This window comes from Mycobacterium sp. (assembly GCF_032159565.1).
Lineage (GTDB): Bacteria > Actinomycetota > Actinomycetes > Mycobacteriales > Mycobacteriaceae > Mycobacterium.
On the sequence record NZ_JAVHWR010000023.1, the window covers coordinates 1 to 15,750 of the forward strand.

A 15,750-nucleotide genomic window follows, 5' to 3' on the forward strand; every position below is an offset into this window, starting at 1 on the left:
GGTTCAAGTCCCCCCTCGGACACAATTTCTTAGCTATGCAGGTAGAAAATCCCCTCCAAAATGGGTTGGAGCCGATTTTCGTGTTTGCTGATGCCGATTAGGCCTCGACAGCTGCACCGGAAGGCCAGACCGTGTTGTCCCCCGCGCCGGTCACCGTCTCGCATCAACCGTCGAGCGTGAGCTCGTTCCAGGCCGGGGTGGCGATATCGAGAGCTGCATCAGGAACACCGCGAAAACCACCGCCCATCCGGCGTGCAGCGTCGCGATGGGCGGTGAGGCTGATAAACCCCTTGACGAGATGTTGCGCGTTCGCGGCGTGGACAACCTCCGCGTGGCCGACGCCTCAGCGCTGCCCCAGATTCCCCGTGCGAACACCAACGCACCTTCGATCATGATCGGCGAGCGCTGCGCCGATTTCCTGCTGGAGGGAGTCGACGCTATAACACTCAAACGGCGCTGCCGACCATTCCCGACAGCGACGGCCGAAACCCGATCAAGGTCATGACGAGGTTGTACTGGGTCGGAGTGAAAGTGGCTCTGCAGGAACTGCCACGAGTGCGATCCAGTCCGCCTGATTGCGCCATTCGCGTTTCGTACCAGCAGCGACATCGTCGGGGTTGACCAGAACCTCGTATTCCTTCCGAAAAGACGGGCTCACCCTCCCATCCCAGGGTATCGCGGTGGGTGAGTCAGCCGTCACAGTCGTCAGCACCGTGCACGCTATAGCAAGTCCGAGCATCTGAGATCAAGGTGCCGAATCCCTTGCAGCACAAGTAAGCCATTAAAAGGCCAGTTGGAATACTAAGCGGCTGTTCGTAGTTGGTTGGTCGCCGGTTTGAGTCCCGCCCGCACCTCCACCACCGCCATTCATATCAGCCAGAATCAGAAGCTAGAAAAGCACTTTCGGCACTTGCTACCGAGGTATGGAGAGCCGCGTGGACGCATCTTTGATACACTTTCGCGAAAGTACCTGTAGGGTCACCACAACAGCCTCCAAATCGTTATCGAGCACGGGCCGTGACTTTGAGGATCGGACCCGGCAAGTCCGTCACTTCGATGTCGAATTGGGCATTGCCCAAGGGTTCTACGAGCTGGGCAGTCGCGCCTGGATGTTGCTCAAAATGCAGCGCAGCCAGGTAAGCTGGTGTGTCGCCCTGCCCAGGAATGTTAACCATTCTGCGGATAAGCAGGTAGGGCGTACCTTGGACGCCTTGGTTCCACTCAGTGCCAGTGACGTACTCCAAGTAGTAGTCCCATGCTGGGTTTGCGCGACTGTTGGTCAGGAGTATCCCAAGGTTGGCACGTGCCCACGGACTGGATATCGGTGCAAGCGCTATCGACACCCCAGTTGGAGCAGCCAACCACTGACCGTTGTCCACGTAGGTTCGGTTGGGGTACATCCAACCTTGCAGTGTTAGGTGGGGTAGGCATACTGCCGGCCCAAAAGCAACGCCCCAAGGTTGTAGGTCGAATGGACCATTCTGACTCATGATGCACGCTGGGTCGGAATAGTCGGACGCTGTTGTAAGCCCGGGGCCGACATCGTGTTGCATGCCGAACACGTGACCCATCTCGTGAGCGGTGAAGTCACCATTGAATGGCGGAGTCAGCGCCACCCCGCTCCCGCCATCGTTTCCCCCGTCGATCCAGTACTGCGACCAACCAGGCGTGCTCCAGTCCGCTCCAGCAGGGGCACCGTCCTTCGACCAGTTGCGGGTGTAAATCGCGATATGTCCGCGAAAGTCGGTCAACGGGTCGTCGTGTCGGTTCTGCAAAGCGCGGATAGCGGCAGCGATCAGGGCCATACGACCGATGCCTCCTGCCCTTGCTCGGGGGATGTCTACCTCGACCCAACCAAAAACTCTGCTGCCTCCAATGTCTACGGAACCCAGCGTCACGTCGCTCCAGTATTCGACTAGGCCGCCCGTGCCCGGGGTGAAGACCTCTCTGAAAAATGTTTCGACATTTGTTTCTCGCCCGGCATCTGGCGGATCACCTTGAAAGCGACAAAGAATGATGGCGAATGGCGTTGTCGCCGCAGGCCAGAAGGTGGTCCACACGTGGTCGTCGAATCCGATGACGAACAGGTCGAGCTTGTCCGGGCCGCGAGAGACCGCGGCGATGTGCTGCTTGTCGCGGTCGAACACGGCCTTTCCCGGCAGCGGAAACCAATCGGGGTTCCAGCTGCCGGTCTCGGTCCAGAAGGTGGTCCACACGTGGTTGTCGAATCCGATGACGAACAGGTCGAGCTTGTCCGGGCCGCGAGAGACCGCGGCGATGTGCTGCTTGTCGCGGTCGAACACGGCCTTTCCCGGCAGCGGAAACCAATTGCTCTTCCAGACCGAAATGCTCATAAGGTTCTCTCCTTGCCCCCTTTGGGCTCTGGAATCGCGCATGCCGTGCCAAGTAAATGGCTGAGATCTTCGTCGATGGCTATAAACGGATTTTCGCAGACCTTCGGATTTCTTGGTCCCGAATGTCGATCGGGGCCCTAACTTGGATCGACGCCGCGTCTAACGACTGGCAGTGTGGAGGTCAAGTGGTCGAGTGCTCTTAGCTTCACCAGGCAACATAGGCACATAGGCGCACGTATTTCGCGCCCCCGCCACGGCGAACGACCGCCAAACCATTGCCGCAGCATAGGAGCACCTGGTATCAAGAATCCGGATCGCTTTCGCAACTAGGCGACCTGGGAGGCGTAACGCGGTGACTTCGGGCAGGCACACATTGGTTCGAGCCAGTACAAGAGCAGAATCACGGTTTGTTGCTTGACCTTTGGTGTCGCCCCAGATGCGGCTGACCTTATTGCCGACAGCAATCTGATCCTCGATCAGATCGTCGAGTCGGAGATCGGTTTGGTCATGCAGATCTTCCCAAATGTGGGCGGCGAGTGGTACAGGGTCTTTCCCTGGCTTAAGTACGCGCTGGACGCCGTGCAGCGTTCGCGACAGGAAGTCTTTATAAGTGGCGTAAGTATGCCGATGGTCGAGTGCAGCATTCAGACTCTGGCAGCTGGATCGGGCTGTCTCGTGGGCGGTGCGCCGTACCGGCGGCGAACTGAGCTCCTTGCGCGTCATCGAGGGTGTCGCCTCCTACGATGCCCGCCTGGCCTCGGCGCGGTCAACCGGGCCGGATTTGAGGTCGTGGAGGCAGCTCGGATGGACACACGGGCTCATCGCGGTGCCGGCAAGTCCGATCCTTTGGACGCCCGCAGGATCGCAGCCGCGGTCTTGAACGACCATGTTCGTTTCCGCACCGACTTCGCCGGTGCCGGTCCCGCCGAACGCCGGGGCGACGTGTAAGCGGGGTGCGAGGGCGAGCCGCTAGGCCAAACACCACGTCCAACAGCGGACATTCGGGCACCCAACCAGACTCGAACCGAATTTAACTGGGAACTTGTCAGGGTGTACCACTCAGCTGAAAGGTCTCAACCCGTGTCGTAAGTGGCCAATTCCCCCCTCGGACACCCAATGTGACGTCAGACGGCCGGACGAGTCCGAAGCCTCAGTAGACGTCTCTGACGTAGCGTTTCTCGGCCACCAACTCGCGCTTGTAGTGATGCGCGGCCTCATCGGACATCCCACCGTGGGTCTTGATGATCGACGTCAGCGCGGCGTCCACGTCGCGGGCCATTCGGGCGGCGTCACCGCACACATAGAAGTGCGCCCCCTCGTCCAGCCAGCGCCACAACTCGGCGCCGTAGTCTCCCATCTTGTGCTGCACGTAGACACGGTCGGCCTGGTCGCGTGAGAATGCCAGGTCCAGCCGGCTGAGCAGGCCGTCGCGGACCATGTCCTCGAAATCGTCGCGGTAATAGTAATTTTGGCTGCGGCGTTGTTCGCCGAAGAACAGCCAGTTGCGTCCGGTGTGGCCGAGGGCGCGACGCTCCTGCAGGAAGCCGCGGAACGGCGCGATCCCCGTCCCGGGACCCACCATGATCATCGGCGCGTTGGCGTCGGTCGGCGGACGGAAATGCGGTGACCGCTGCAGAAACACCGGTACCGGCGCAGTGCCGGCGCGGTCCGCAAGATAGGTCGAGCACACCCCGCCGCGCTTTGCGCCACGACGACCCCGGTAGCGCACCACGGAAACTGTCAGCTGCACCTCGTGCGGGTTGACCAGCGGGCTCGACGAGATGGAGTAGTTCCTCGGCGTCAGCCTCACCAGCACGTCCTGCCACTGCGCCGGCTCTGCACGAACGGCGAATTCCTCGACGACGTCGAGCCCGTTCCGGCCGGCCAGCCACTTGTCGAGCCGGTCCGACGGCGCGCGCAGCACCTTGGTGGCCGCGCGGTCGGCGCAGTGCTCGGCGACGAACCGTAGCAGGTCCGGCGTGACCCGGCAGATGTCGTAGGAATCGGTCAGCGCGTCGCGGAGCACCTGCGGCGCACCGTCGACCTCGACGATCTCGTCGCCGTCGAGGCCGGTCGCGGCCAGCCATGCGTCGACGACCGGGCGGCTGTTCGTGGCGCACACACCGAGCGAATCGCCGACCGCGTACTCTATGTCGTACTCGGAGATGTCAAAACCTAACTGCCGCACCTCTTTTGACGACAGAGGTGCGGTCAGGACGGTATTCCGGCAGAGTTTCGCGAGGACCGGATCGGCGCGGGTGAACGGCTCGTCCTCATCGGTGCCGGGATGTGCGGCTTCGCCCAGCGCGGCGGCGACCTCGTCGATCCACTTCGATATCGGCGCGCTGTCGTAAGCCTCGCACTCCGCACGGTCGGCCAGCTTCGTGGCGCCAAGGGCGGCGAACCTGCCGTCGATCGACTTGGCGTGACCGCAGAAGTCGGCATAGGAGCGATCACCGATGCCGAGCACGGCGTAGCGGACGCCGTCGAGCGTCGGAGCATCCGGGGCGCCGATGCGGTCCCAGAAGCCGGTGCCGTTGTCAGGTGGGCCGCCGTCGCCGAAAGTGCTGGTGACAACCAGAACGTCGCGCGCCGCCGCCAGCCGCGACAACGGCACCTCGTCCATGTTCGCCAGCTGCGAGTCAGCCAGCCGACGTGCAAGACGGGCGGCGAAGTCCTCGGCCGTGCCGGTCTGCGACGCCCACACCACGAGGGGCCCGTTTCCTTCGGCGGCGACCGCGGTGTGTGTGGCGCGGACGGGTACGGGGCCGATCGGGCGGGCACTGACCGCACACGCCTTGAACTCGGGTTGCAGCGAGTCGGCGTCGACAGCGTCGTTGGTCAGCGCGTTGACGGTCAGATGTTCGCCGTGCTCGTCGTTCCAGTGGAACGGCGCGAAGCAGTTTCCGGGTCGCACGCGATCGGTCACCACAGCGGGCAACACGGCGCGGCCGCGGCGCGACGTGACCTCCACCGGTTGACCGTCGGCGATGCCCATCGCTGACGCGTCGTCCGGGTGCAGTTCGACGAACGGCCCGCTGTTCAGCTTGTTGAGCTTGGCCACCCTGCCGGTCTTGGTCATGGTGTGCCACTGATGCTGCAGCCGGCCGGTGTTGAGCACCAAGGGGAAGTCGTCGTCGGGCAGCTCGCGGGGATCGATGTGCGGGCGGGCGTGGAACACCGCCCGGTGCGACGGGGTGGGAAATGCGAGTCGCGGTCGGCGCCCGTCGGCGTCGATGAACAGGTCCTGGCTGACGCCGTCGTTGAGGTAGCGGATCGGGTGACGGTCACCGTCGTCGTCGGGCGGGCACGGCCACTGCAGCGGTGTCTCCCGAAGCCGCGCATAGCTGACCCCGCGCAGGTCGTATCCGGTCTTCGGGTTCGAAAACCGCCTGATCTCGTCGAAAACCTGCTCGCTGGAGGCGAATTCGAAGTGCTCACCAAAACCGAGGTGCACGGCGACCTGGCAGATCAGTTGCCAGTCGGGGCGCGCCTGACCGGCAGGCGGGATGGCAGCCTGCAACAGGGTGAGGTTGCGCTCGGAGTTGACCATGACGGCATCGGACTCCGCCCACAGCGTTGCGGGCAGCGCGATGTCGGCGTAGTGGTTCGTCGCCGTCGATTGGTATGCGTCCTGGGTGATGACGAGCTGAGCCGCTTGCAGCCCTTCGACAACGGTCTTCCGGTTCGCAACGGTGGCAACGGGATTCGTGCAGATGATCCAGCAGGCCTTGATGTCTCCGTGGGCGAGGCGCTCGAACATCGCGACGGTGCCGGGACCGACGTCGTCGCGGATGGTGCCCGCGGGCAGACCCCACTGTCTCTCGACGAAATCGCGGTCGGCCGCTGAGGCCACCGATCGCTGGCCGGGCAGTCCCGGCCCCATGTAACCCATTTCGCGGCCGCCCATCGCATTGGGTTGACCGGTGAGCGACATCGGGCCGCTGCCCGGACGGCAGATGGCACCGGTGGCCAGATGGAGGTTGCAGATCGCGTTGGTGTTCCAGGTGCCGTGAGTGCTCTGGTTCAGCCCCATCGTCCAGCAGCTCATCCACTCTTCGGCGTCGGCGATCATTCGTGCCGCCGTGCGGATGTCGGCCTCTGGGATGCCGGTGATGTCGGCGACCCGGTCCGGTGGGTAGTCCACGAGAAAGGCGGGCATGTCGGCCCAACCCTCGGTGTGTTCGGCGATGAAATCTGCGTCGATGTCGCCGTTTTCGACCAAAAGGTACAGCAGCCCGTTCAGCAGGGCGAGGTCCGTGCCGGGTTTGATCGCCAGGTAAAGATCAGCCCGCTGTGCGGTCGCGGTGCGACGAGGATCGACGACGATGAGCTTGGCGCCGGCCTTCAGCCGTTCAGCCATTCTCAGGAAGAGAATCGGGTGACAGTCGGCCATGTTGGAGCCGATCACGAAAAACAAGTCAGTGCAGTCGAAGTCGGCATACGAGCCGGGCGGCCCGTCGGCACCCAGTGACTGTTTGAACCCTGTGCCCGCACTGGCCATGCAGAGCCGGGAGTTCGACTCGATGTGCACGGTGCGCAGGAAGCCCTTGGCCAGCTTGTTGGCGAGATACTGCGCCTCGATGGACATCTGGCCGGACACGTACAGCGCGACGGAGTCGGGCCCGTGTTGGTCGACGATGGCCCGCAGCCGTCTGCCCGCCTCAGCGACTGCGTCGTCGACCGGCGTCGGCACGGGCTCATCCTGCCGAGACGTCCGCAGCAGTGCCGATTTCAGCCGCCCGTCGTCGGCGGCCATCAACTCGGCGTGCGTCGCTCCCTTCGTACACAGCCTGCCGAAGTTGGCGGGGTGCAGCTTGTCCCCCGAGACTTTCGCGATGACCCGTGCGCACGAGTCGGTCGTGACTTCGATGCCGCAGCCTACGCCGCAGTACGAACACGCCGTCCGGGTAACCGTCATCGCTCTCGTCAACCCGCGGGTGCGGGGACCGGTCCGGCGAATTCGCCTGACCTGCTCCTCGCGGGCCTCATCCGCAGAAACACCGCCCATGTCACGACGGCGCAGACCACGTAGAAGGCGAGAAACACCAGAAACGCATTGGTCGCCGACTTCGCCTCGCCCACATACGAGGCCCGCAGGACGACGTTGATGAAGACACCGCCGAGCGCACCGATCGCGCCTGCGAACCCGATCAGCGCGCCGGACATGCCGCGCGACCACGCAGCCTTCTCGTCTCGATCCCACCCGTCGCGGCTTTGCGCCTTCGCCTCGAAGATCGACGGGATCATCTTGTAGGTCGAGCCGTTTACGATAACGGAGAGGATGAACACAAGGAAGAAACCCACCACGTAGCCGGTCATTTGCGCGCCGGTGGGCGCCCCGGTCGCGCCGTCGTCGATCATGCCGGTCGCGACCAGAATCCCCGCGGCGAAGATCATCGCGATGAACGTGTACATGGTGACCTTGCCGCCGCCGATCCGGTCGGACAGCTTGCCGCCGTACGGCCGGGCGATCGATCCGAGCAGCGGCCCGATGAACGCGATCTGAGCCGCGTGCAGCGCGGCCTGGGCGGCGTTGTCGCCGCCGGCGAGGAAGTTGATCTGCAGCACCTGTCCGAACGCGAACGAGAACCCGATGAACGAGCCGAAGGTGCCGATGTAGAGGAAGCTCATCACCCAGGAATCGCGGAACCCCAGGGCTTCGGCCATCGCGCCGAGGTTGGACCTCTGATTGCGCAGGTTGTTCATGAACAGCGCGGCGCACAACGCGGCCATAGCGATGCCGACAAGATAAATGGCGCAAACGATTTCTGGTGCGGTATTGCTGACCGCGGATATCACCAACAACCCGGCCAGCTGGATCACCGGCACGCCGATGTTGCCGCCGCCGGCATTGAGGCCCAGCGCCCAGCCCTTGAGCCGCTGCGGATAGAACGCGTTGATGTTGGTCATCGACGAGGCGAAGTTCCCGCCCCCCAGCCCGGCGAAGGCCGCGACGACCATGAACGTGGCATAGGACGAGTCGGGCCGCTTCATCACCCACAGCGTCAACACGGTCGGTATCAGGAGCAGCAGCGCGCTGACGATGGTCCAGTTCCGTCCGCCGAATCTGGCCGGTGCGACGGTGTACGGAATGCGCATCGCGGCGCCGACAAGCGTGGGCAGCGCTACCAGGTAGAACTTCCCTGCGGCGTCGATGTGATAGGTCGTCTGCGGCATGAACAGCACCATCACCGACCAGATGGACCAGGTCGAGAAGCCGACATGTTCGGCGAAGATCGACCAGATCAGGTTGCGTTTGGCGACCTTCGCACCGCCCGCCTCCCAGGCGTCGACGTCTTCGGCATCCCAATGCTCGATGTTGCGGTCGCGGCTCGAAGTCTTCACAGCACTAGGTTCACGGGAACCCATTCCGCACCGATTGCCCGGTCATGTCTGGAACGTCAACACCCGCTCACTTCGCAGACGTGCCGGTGTGCGCGACGGACGAAACGCGGCCGAAACAAAGGTGACCTAAGCCACGTCAGCCTTCCTGCGGTTTGACGGCGAGCACGGGCTTCTGGCATTCCAGCAACAACTGCTGCGAGACGCTGCCGAGCAGCAGCTTGCCGACCGGGTTGCGGTGTCGGATGCCGATCACCAGCAGCTCGGCGTCGTCTCGCTCCATGGCCTTCAGCAGTTCTTGGACCACGTCGACGCCGACCGGCTGGGTGAGCTCGAATTCCACGCCGCAGTTGGCGAGGTGGTCCTCGACGTCGTGCACCTCTGTCGGCTGCGCGAACCGAGCGTCGACATAGGCGTCGCCCGCGGTCGAGTTGACCACCCGCAGCGCGCTGCCCCGCAGCTTGGCTTCGGCGATGCCGTGTTCCAAAGCCGCCCGGCCGAACGGGTCCGCGCTGTATCCGACGACGATCATGCCTGGGCCGCCTTCTCTTGCTGGTCGCGATCGTCCTCGACGATCAGGAGTGTCTCCTCGCTGCGGTGCATCAGCTTGAGCACGAGCGGCATCAGCAGCAGCGCCGCCATCAGCACGTACACGATGATCGCAACGGGCTCGGTGAACAGGCCGCTCCAGTTGCCGTCGGCGAGTTGCAGGGACTGCCTCAGCTGACGCTCGATCCGTGGACCGAGGATGACGCCGATGATCAGCGGCAGCACCGGCAACCCGAAACGCCGCATCATCAATCCCAACAGGCCGAATACCAGCAGCAGTGCCAGGTCCAACGGCTGCACGTTCACCGCGAGAGCGCCCAGCGTCGCGAAGAACAGGATGCCCGCATAAAGGTAGGGACGCGGTGTGCGCAGCAGCTTGGCCCACAGGGGCGCCAGCGGGAGGTTCAGCACCAGCAGCAGGAAATTTCCGATGAACAGGCTGGCGATCAAGGTCCAGATCAGCAGTGGCTCTTTCTCGAAAAGAGTTGGGCCTGGCTGGATTCCGTAGGAGACAAACGCGGTGAGCATCACGGCCGCGGTGGCATTGGTGGGCAACCCCAGCGAGAGCATCGGCACCAGCGTGCCCGCAGCAGACGCGTTGTTGGCCGCCTCGGGGCCCGCGACGCCCTCGATCGCGCCCTTGCCGAACTCCTCCGGGTGCTTGGAGAGCCGCTTCTCGGTGACATACGACAGGAACGTCGGCAACTCGGCGCCCCCTGCAGGCAATGCACCGAACGGGAATCCGAACGCGGTGCCGCGCAGCCACGGCTTCCACGAGCGCTGCCAGTCTGAACGGCCCATCCACGGCCGGCCGACCGGGATGACCTCGGACGGGCGACGGCGCAGATGTGCTGCCACCCAAAGTGCTTCGCCAAGGGCGAAAATCGCCACCGCGATGATGACGATGTCGATGCCGTCGGAGAGTTGCGGAATCCCGAACGTCGCCCGCGGTTGGCCGGTGAGGAAGTCGATTCCCACCACGCCGATCGCCAGACCGAGGAACAGCGAGATCGCGCCGCGCATCTTCGACGAGCCCAGCACCGCGGTGACAGCGACGAGTGCAAACAGCATGATCGCCAGATAGGACGGGGCACCGAGGGTGACGGCGAACCGTGAGATCGCCGGCGCGAACGCGGCCAGCAGGATCGTGCCGATGGTCCCCGCGACGAATGACCCGATCGCGGCGGTGGCCAGCGCCTGGGCGGCACGCCCGGCTTTCGCCATCTTGTTGCCCTCGATCGCCGTGATCACCGAGGAGGACTCCCCCGGCGTGTTCAGCAGAATCGATGTCGTCGACCCGCCGTACATGCCGCCGTAGAAGATGCCCGCGAACATGATGAAAGCCGCGCTGGGGCTGACGTTGTAGGTGATGGGCAGCAGCAAGGCCACCGTCATGGCGGGCCCGATACCCGGCAATACGCCGACTGCCGTGCCCAGCAGGACTCCGATCACCGCGTACAGCAGGTTCATCGGGGTTGCGGCTTGCCCGAACCCCTGGATCAGCCAGTCAAGATTTTCCATGTCAGAGAATTCCGTCCAGAATGCCTGCGGGCAGCGGGATTCCGAGCCCGGAATAGAACGCATAGAAGCTTCCGACCGAAAGCACCGCCCCGATGGCGATGTTTCGGACGTAGTGCCTGCTGCCGAGGATCGTTGCCGCACCGGCGAAAAGAAGTGCCCCGGTGATGGCCCAGCCCAGCGGCTTCACCAACAGGATCGTGGCGACGAAGACACCGACGAGCATGCCAACCGTGCGCCAGTCGCTCGGCATGTTCGGGTCGACGTCCTCCCCCGCATCGGCCTCGCCCACCGATCCGCGCGGTATCGCGACCGCCAAGACGATGGCAAGCAGGATCAGAATGACGCCGATCGCGATCGGAAACATCCTTGGTCCAACGGGATCCACCTTCGCGAAGCCCGCCTCGAGCGTCACGGCGTCATAGATCAGGAAGGCGCCGACCACTACGAGAACGACGCAGACCAAATACTGCGCCTTGTCGACGGTTTTTGCGACGGCGTGTTCCTGTGGCTCTTCGGTGGTCGTCATAGCAGCCCGAGTTCGGTGAGCGTCGACGAGACCCGCTCGTCCTGGTCCTTCAGGAACTGTTCGAACTCTGCACCGGTCACGAATGCATCGGTCCAGCCGTTCTTCACCAGCGCCTCCTTCCATTGCTGTGTGCCGTGCAACTTTTCGAGCACCTTCACCATCGCGTTTCTGGAATCGTCGGAAATCCCGGGCGGCGCAAGCACTCCACGCCAGTTGGCGAATGTCATCTTGATTCCAGCCTCTTTCAGCGTCGGGGCGTCGATGCCCTCGACCCGTTCGTCGCTGGACACCGCCAGCACCCGCAGTTGACCGCCCTCGACTTGGTCGATGAGCTCACCGGGACTCGAGGTGCCGACGGTGATCTTGTTGCCGAGCAGTGCGGTCAGCAGGTCACCGCCGCCGTCGTAGGTGACGAAGTTGACCGACTTCGGGTCGACCCCGACGGCCTTGGCCAGTTCCATCGGAAAGAGGTGGTCCGGGCCGCCGGGCGACGAGCCGCCGCCGATCGTCACCTTGGACGGATCGGCCTTCCACGCGGCGACGAAGTCCTTCACCGTCTTGAACGGCGAGTCAGCCGGGACGAAGATGGCGCCGGGGTCCTCGATCAGTTTCGCAATCGCCGTCGCATCGGACGCTTTGATTTTGGAGCCGTTGGTGTAGGTGGCACCGACGACGCCGAGACCCATCGTCATCATGAGGTCGTCGTTGCCTTTTTCGTTCATCAGGCGCGCCATGGCGACCGTGCCGCCTGCACCGATGACGTTGAAGACCTCGATGCGCCCGGTGATGTCGTCGTCTTCCATGATCTTGACCGCAGTGCGCGCCGTCAGGTCATAGCCGCCGCCCGGGCTGTTCGGAACCATCATGCGCAACCGGTGAAATCCCTGTGCCTCCTCGCCACGCGTCACGCCGCAGCTGCTGAGCAGCAGCGCCGCGATCACGGCGATGATCAACATCGCCTTCTGTCGGGTTGCGTTCACGTTGTCCCCAATCACTTCAGTAGTGATGCTCAGCAATACTGGACCCCGACAGTGACCCAAGTCACTGATGAGAACGCAAAGGAAGTATTGGTCATTAAGTACATGGCCTGGTCACGGAGCCTCGGCGGCCAGTTCCTGGTTTTCCAGCTGCTGGTGGTCGTCGTTGTGCTGTTCGCCGTTGCTGCGGTCTCGGTGACCCAGTCGACCAGCGAATTCCGTGAGGTACGGGGTCAGCGGATGATCGCGGTCGCCGAGAACATGGCCTCGACGCCCGTCGTCCGAGATCGCTTCGCCGACCCGTTCGCCGCCAAGGTGCTCGCACCGGAAGTGGATCGCGGTGTGGCGCTTTCGGGTGCTGACCTGGCGGAGATTCTCGATCCGGACGGCACGATCCGGGTCTCGTCGGAACCTTCGCGCGTCGGGTCGCGGATGGACTTGGGACCCAGCCGGGCCGATGAGGGCAGGGCGTGGTTCGGCGACGACGACGTCGACGGTGTGCACAGCCTGGTCGGCCAGGTGCCCATTCTGTCGATCAACGGCGACGTCTTGGCGGTCGCATCGGTGAGCGAGGGCTATCCGTCGGTATGGGAGCTGCTGAGCGGCGCAGGTGAGCGACTGTTGTTCTACCTCGGTCTCGGTGCGGCGCTCGGCCTGCTGGCGTCGTGGCTGCTGTCCCGGCGCATCAAACGACACACCCGCGGGTTGGAGGTCGCAGAGATCGCCGGCCTCGCCGATCATCGGGAAGCGTTGCTGCACAGCATTCGTGAAGGTGTGGTCGCGGTGAACAACGAGGGCGACATCACGCTGCTCAACGACAGCGCACAGGAGCTACTCGGCGTCGGCGGCGACTCGGTCGGACGGCGCGTCGACTGTATCGGCCTGGATCCCGCGGTTGTCGAGTTCCTGCTCTCCGGAGACGACGGCCGAGACGTCGTGATCGCCACCCGCACCAGGGTATTGGCGTTGAACCGACGGTCGGCCACGAGTCAGGGCGAGGTGATCGGCACGGTGACGACGATGCGCGACAGCACCGAGCTCGCGGCGCTGCAGGGCCAACTGTCGTCGCACAAGAGCGTCACCGACACATTGCGTGCGCAGACACACGAGTTCGCCAACCAGTTGCACACCATCTCCGGGCTCGTCCAGCTCGGCGAGTACGACGCGGTCCGCGACCTCGTCGGGACGCTCACGCGGCGGCGCGCCGAGATCAATGACGCCGTCACCAGTCGAATATCCGACCCCGCGGTGGCGGCCCTGCTGATCGCGAAGACCTCACTGGCGGCCGAGAGCGGCGTCTCGCTGCAACTTGCGCCGGAGTCGCATCTGTCTGCGTTGACCCCCGCGGTGGCGACGGATGCCATCACATTGCTGGGAAACCTGATCGACAACGCGGTCGATGTGTCGGTGGGCGCGCAGCCCGCTCGGGTGACGGTGCGTATCGACGATCGGGACGGCTTGACGATTTCGGTGGCCGACTCGGGAGTCGGTGTGCCCGAACACCTTCGCGAGGAAATCTTCGCCAGGGGTGTGACGTCGAAGCCGGATGCGCCAGGGGGTCGTGGTATCGGGCTGGCATTGGTGCGACTGGTCACCGCGCAACACGGCGGCACTGTCGAGGTGAGCGACGCCCCGGCAGGCGGCGCCTTGTTCGTGGTGAGGTTGCCGGAGACGGTGACGACCAGGCAGGCCGCTCATGCGTGACGTGCTGGTCGTCGACGACGACTTCATGGTGGCCGAGATCCACCGCAGGTTCGTCGAGCAGGTCGACGGCTTCCGCGCGGTCGGCGTGGCCCGCACGGGCACAGAAGCGCTGACAGCGGCCCGCGAACTGCAACCGCAGCTGATCCTGCTCGACGTCTACCTACCGGATATGACCGGACTGGACGTGTTGCAACAGTTGCGATCCGGCGGTGACAGGGTGGGCGTCATCATGATCACCGCTGCACGCGAGTTGGACACCGTGACCGGCGCCCTAGACGGCGGTGTAGCCGACTACCTGATCAAGCCGTTCGAATTCGACCAGCTGAAAGCCAAGCTGGAGGCGTTCGCGCTGCGCGCCGACGCGCTGGAATCCGCCGATGGCGTCGACCAATCACTGATCGATTCGCTCTTCGGCAGTGCGGGAGCACCGTCACCGCAGGCGTCGCTACCCAAGGGCCTCGGTGCGGAGACCGGTCGCCTGGTGCTCGATGCCGTCACGAACGCCGGTGAGGTTTCCGCGGCGGAATGCGCGGGGCGCGTCGGTATCTCACGAGTCAGCGCGCGCCGCTACCTCGAGCACTACCTCGGCACCGGCACATTGGAGATCCGGCTGCAGTACGGCGTTGGTCGGCCAGAGCGGCGCTACCGCGTGGTGAAATGACACCTACGCGGCATCGTGGGCGACGATAGCGACACCGATGCGCGTCTCGATCTCGCTGACTTCAATAAGAATCGGCCCCGGCGCCGGTGGTGCAGTCGATCGATAGTGGTGACCCGTCGGTGTCACGAATTCCGCTGTGTGCACACCGTTGTCGTCGCTGCCGGCCGTCACTCGCCAGCCCGGTGACTCCTTGACGTAGTTGCAGTGTTCGCATTCGCCGAGCCCGTTCTCGGCGGTGGTGGGGCCGTCGCGGTGATGGGGCCGGGCGTGGTCGCAGTGCCGGATCGGCGCGTCGCAGTAGGGCGTGCGGCAGGTTTGATCGCGCAGCCCGATGAAGCGCGCCAACCCGCGCGGAAAGCACCGCGACCGCGACTCCATCGCCACCAGCTGCCCCGTCTTGGGGTGCCGGTAGAGCCGCCGCAGCGTGCACCGCGCCCGCTTGTCGGTGACCGCCCTGTGGACCAGTCCCCGCGCCACCGCAGCCGGAATCGGCCCGTACCCGGTGACCGCGGCAGCGCTGTTGTCGCCGCCCAGCAGCGTCTCGTCGGTGATCACCAGGTTGACCGCCACCGCATCAGCGACCTCGGCCGGTTGACCGGTGACCCGCTCGAAGAAGACGTCTGCCATCACCTGGCCCCGCGATCGGTCGTCGAACGTGGTGTCCGCAGCGCGCTTCAACGCCGCATACGCCCCCACCCCCTTGGCCACCGGAAGCAGCACCGTCACATAGGCCATGGTGTCGGGCGCCGGGCGGATCGTCACGGTGCGCTCGGCCTCGGCCTTGGCCGCGCGGTCCACCACCGCCTGCGCGTCGAGGCGGTAGGCGATCGCCTTGGCGTCGGCCTCGATCCGGGCGTCGCCCTTACCCTCGAGCGTGGCGACATCGGCACACATCTCGACATCCAGGCGGCGCCGGTCCTCGACATCCAGACACGCCGACTGTTTGACGATCAACGTTGCCCGCCACTCCGAGAGCGCCCCGCACTCCAACGCCGCCAACGTGTGCGGCATCTCATACACCAGCGCCTTGGCCAAACCCAGGTGCCGACCGCCGCGCGCCGGGGAATCCCGCCGCGCCAACGCCACCTCACTGGCCACCCCGCGACCCTGCCG

At 64.5% G+C, this 15,750-nt stretch carries 12 protein-coding genes; 4 read left to right on the forward strand and 8 right to left on the reverse strand.

Annotation, left to right across the window (positions count from 1 at the left end; all coding sequences use genetic code 11):
* The first annotated feature begins 205 nt into the window (after window positions 1-205).
* Window positions 206-505 (forward strand): GMC oxidoreductase, encoded by a 300-nt coding sequence (locus QOC76_RS02815; protein ID WP_526353969.1) that lies wholly within the window; start codon window positions 206-208, stop codon window positions 503-505.
* Between the two features lie 496 nt (window positions 506-1,001).
* Here the strand turns inward: QOC76_RS02815 and QOC76_RS02820 are convergent, their stop codons facing one another.
* On the reverse strand, window positions 1,002-2,354 hold the full coding sequence (locus QOC76_RS02820; RefSeq protein WP_526353949.1) for a hypothetical protein: 1,353 nt from the start codon (window positions 2,352-2,354) through the stop codon (window positions 1,002-1,004).
* A 414-nt stretch (window positions 2,355-2,768) separates the two neighbouring features.
* Between QOC76_RS02820 and QOC76_RS02825 the strand changes: the two genes are divergently transcribed.
* Complete coding sequence (locus QOC76_RS02825) at window positions 2,769-3,302, forward strand: hypothetical protein (RefSeq protein ID WP_526353951.1); 534 nt, start codon at window positions 2,769-2,771, stop codon at window positions 3,300-3,302.
* A gap of 202 nt (window positions 3,303-3,504) precedes the next feature.
* Here QOC76_RS02825 and QOC76_RS02830 read toward each other — a convergent pair whose 3' ends face one another.
* The 6 genes from QOC76_RS02830 to QOC76_RS02855 all read right to left on the reverse strand — a co-directional run bounded on the left by QOC76_RS02830 (window position 3,505) and on the right by QOC76_RS02855 (window position 12,251).
* Complete coding sequence (locus tag QOC76_RS02830) at window positions 3,505-7,275, reverse strand: bifunctional nitrate reductase/sulfite reductase flavoprotein subunit alpha (protein WP_526353953.1); 3,771 nt, start codon at window positions 7,273-7,275, stop codon at window positions 3,505-3,507.
* A gap of 8 nt (window positions 7,276-7,283) precedes the next feature.
* Window positions 7,284-8,702, reverse strand: coding sequence for a nitrate/nitrite transporter (locus QOC76_RS02835; RefSeq protein WP_526353955.1), 1,419 nt, complete (start codon window positions 8,700-8,702; stop codon window positions 7,284-7,286).
* Window positions 8,703-8,838: 136 nt separating this feature from the next.
* On the reverse strand, window positions 8,839-9,231 hold the full coding sequence (locus tag QOC76_RS02840; protein WP_526353957.1) for a universal stress protein: 393 nt from the start codon (window positions 9,229-9,231) through the stop codon (window positions 8,839-8,841).
* Window positions 9,228-10,769 carry a tripartite tricarboxylate transporter permease gene (locus tag QOC76_RS02845; protein ID WP_526353959.1) on the reverse strand — a complete coding sequence of 514 codons (1,542 nt, stop codon included), beginning with the start codon at window positions 10,767-10,769 and terminating at the stop codon, window positions 9,228-9,230. Before QOC76_RS02845 ends, QOC76_RS02840 begins: the two co-directional genes overlap by 4 nt.
* 1 nt (window position 10,770) lies before the next feature.
* Entirely contained in the window at window positions 10,771-11,295 is a 525-nt protein-coding gene (locus QOC76_RS02850; protein ID WP_526353961.1) for a tripartite tricarboxylate transporter TctB family protein, read from the reverse strand.
* The gene (locus QOC76_RS02855; protein WP_526353971.1) at window positions 11,292-12,251 is read right to left on the reverse strand and encodes a Bug family tripartite tricarboxylate transporter substrate binding protein; all 960 of its coding nucleotides are present in this window, start codon (window positions 12,249-12,251) and stop codon (window positions 11,292-11,294) included. The genes QOC76_RS02850 and QOC76_RS02855 overlap by 4 nt, the downstream gene beginning before the upstream one ends.
* A gap of 126 nt (window positions 12,252-12,377) precedes the next feature.
* On the opposite strand from QOC76_RS02855, the gene QOC76_RS02860 reads away from it, so the two are divergent.
* Together QOC76_RS02860 and QOC76_RS02865 are read left to right on the forward strand one after the other, a co-directional pair.
* Complete coding sequence (locus QOC76_RS02860; protein ID WP_526353963.1) at window positions 12,378-13,976, forward strand: sensor histidine kinase; 1,599 nt, start codon at window positions 12,378-12,380, stop codon at window positions 13,974-13,976.
* Entirely contained in the window at window positions 13,969-14,637 is a 669-nt protein-coding gene (locus QOC76_RS02865) for a response regulator (RefSeq protein ID WP_526353965.1), read from the forward strand. Before QOC76_RS02860 ends, QOC76_RS02865 begins: the two co-directional genes overlap by 8 nt.
* Window positions 14,638-14,640: 3 nt before the next feature.
* Here QOC76_RS02865 and QOC76_RS02870 read toward each other — a convergent pair.
* Window positions 14,641-15,750, reverse strand: a 1,110-nt coding sequence (locus QOC76_RS02870; RefSeq protein ID WP_526353967.1) for a DUF222 domain-containing protein, incomplete at its 5' end; no start/stop codon positions are given.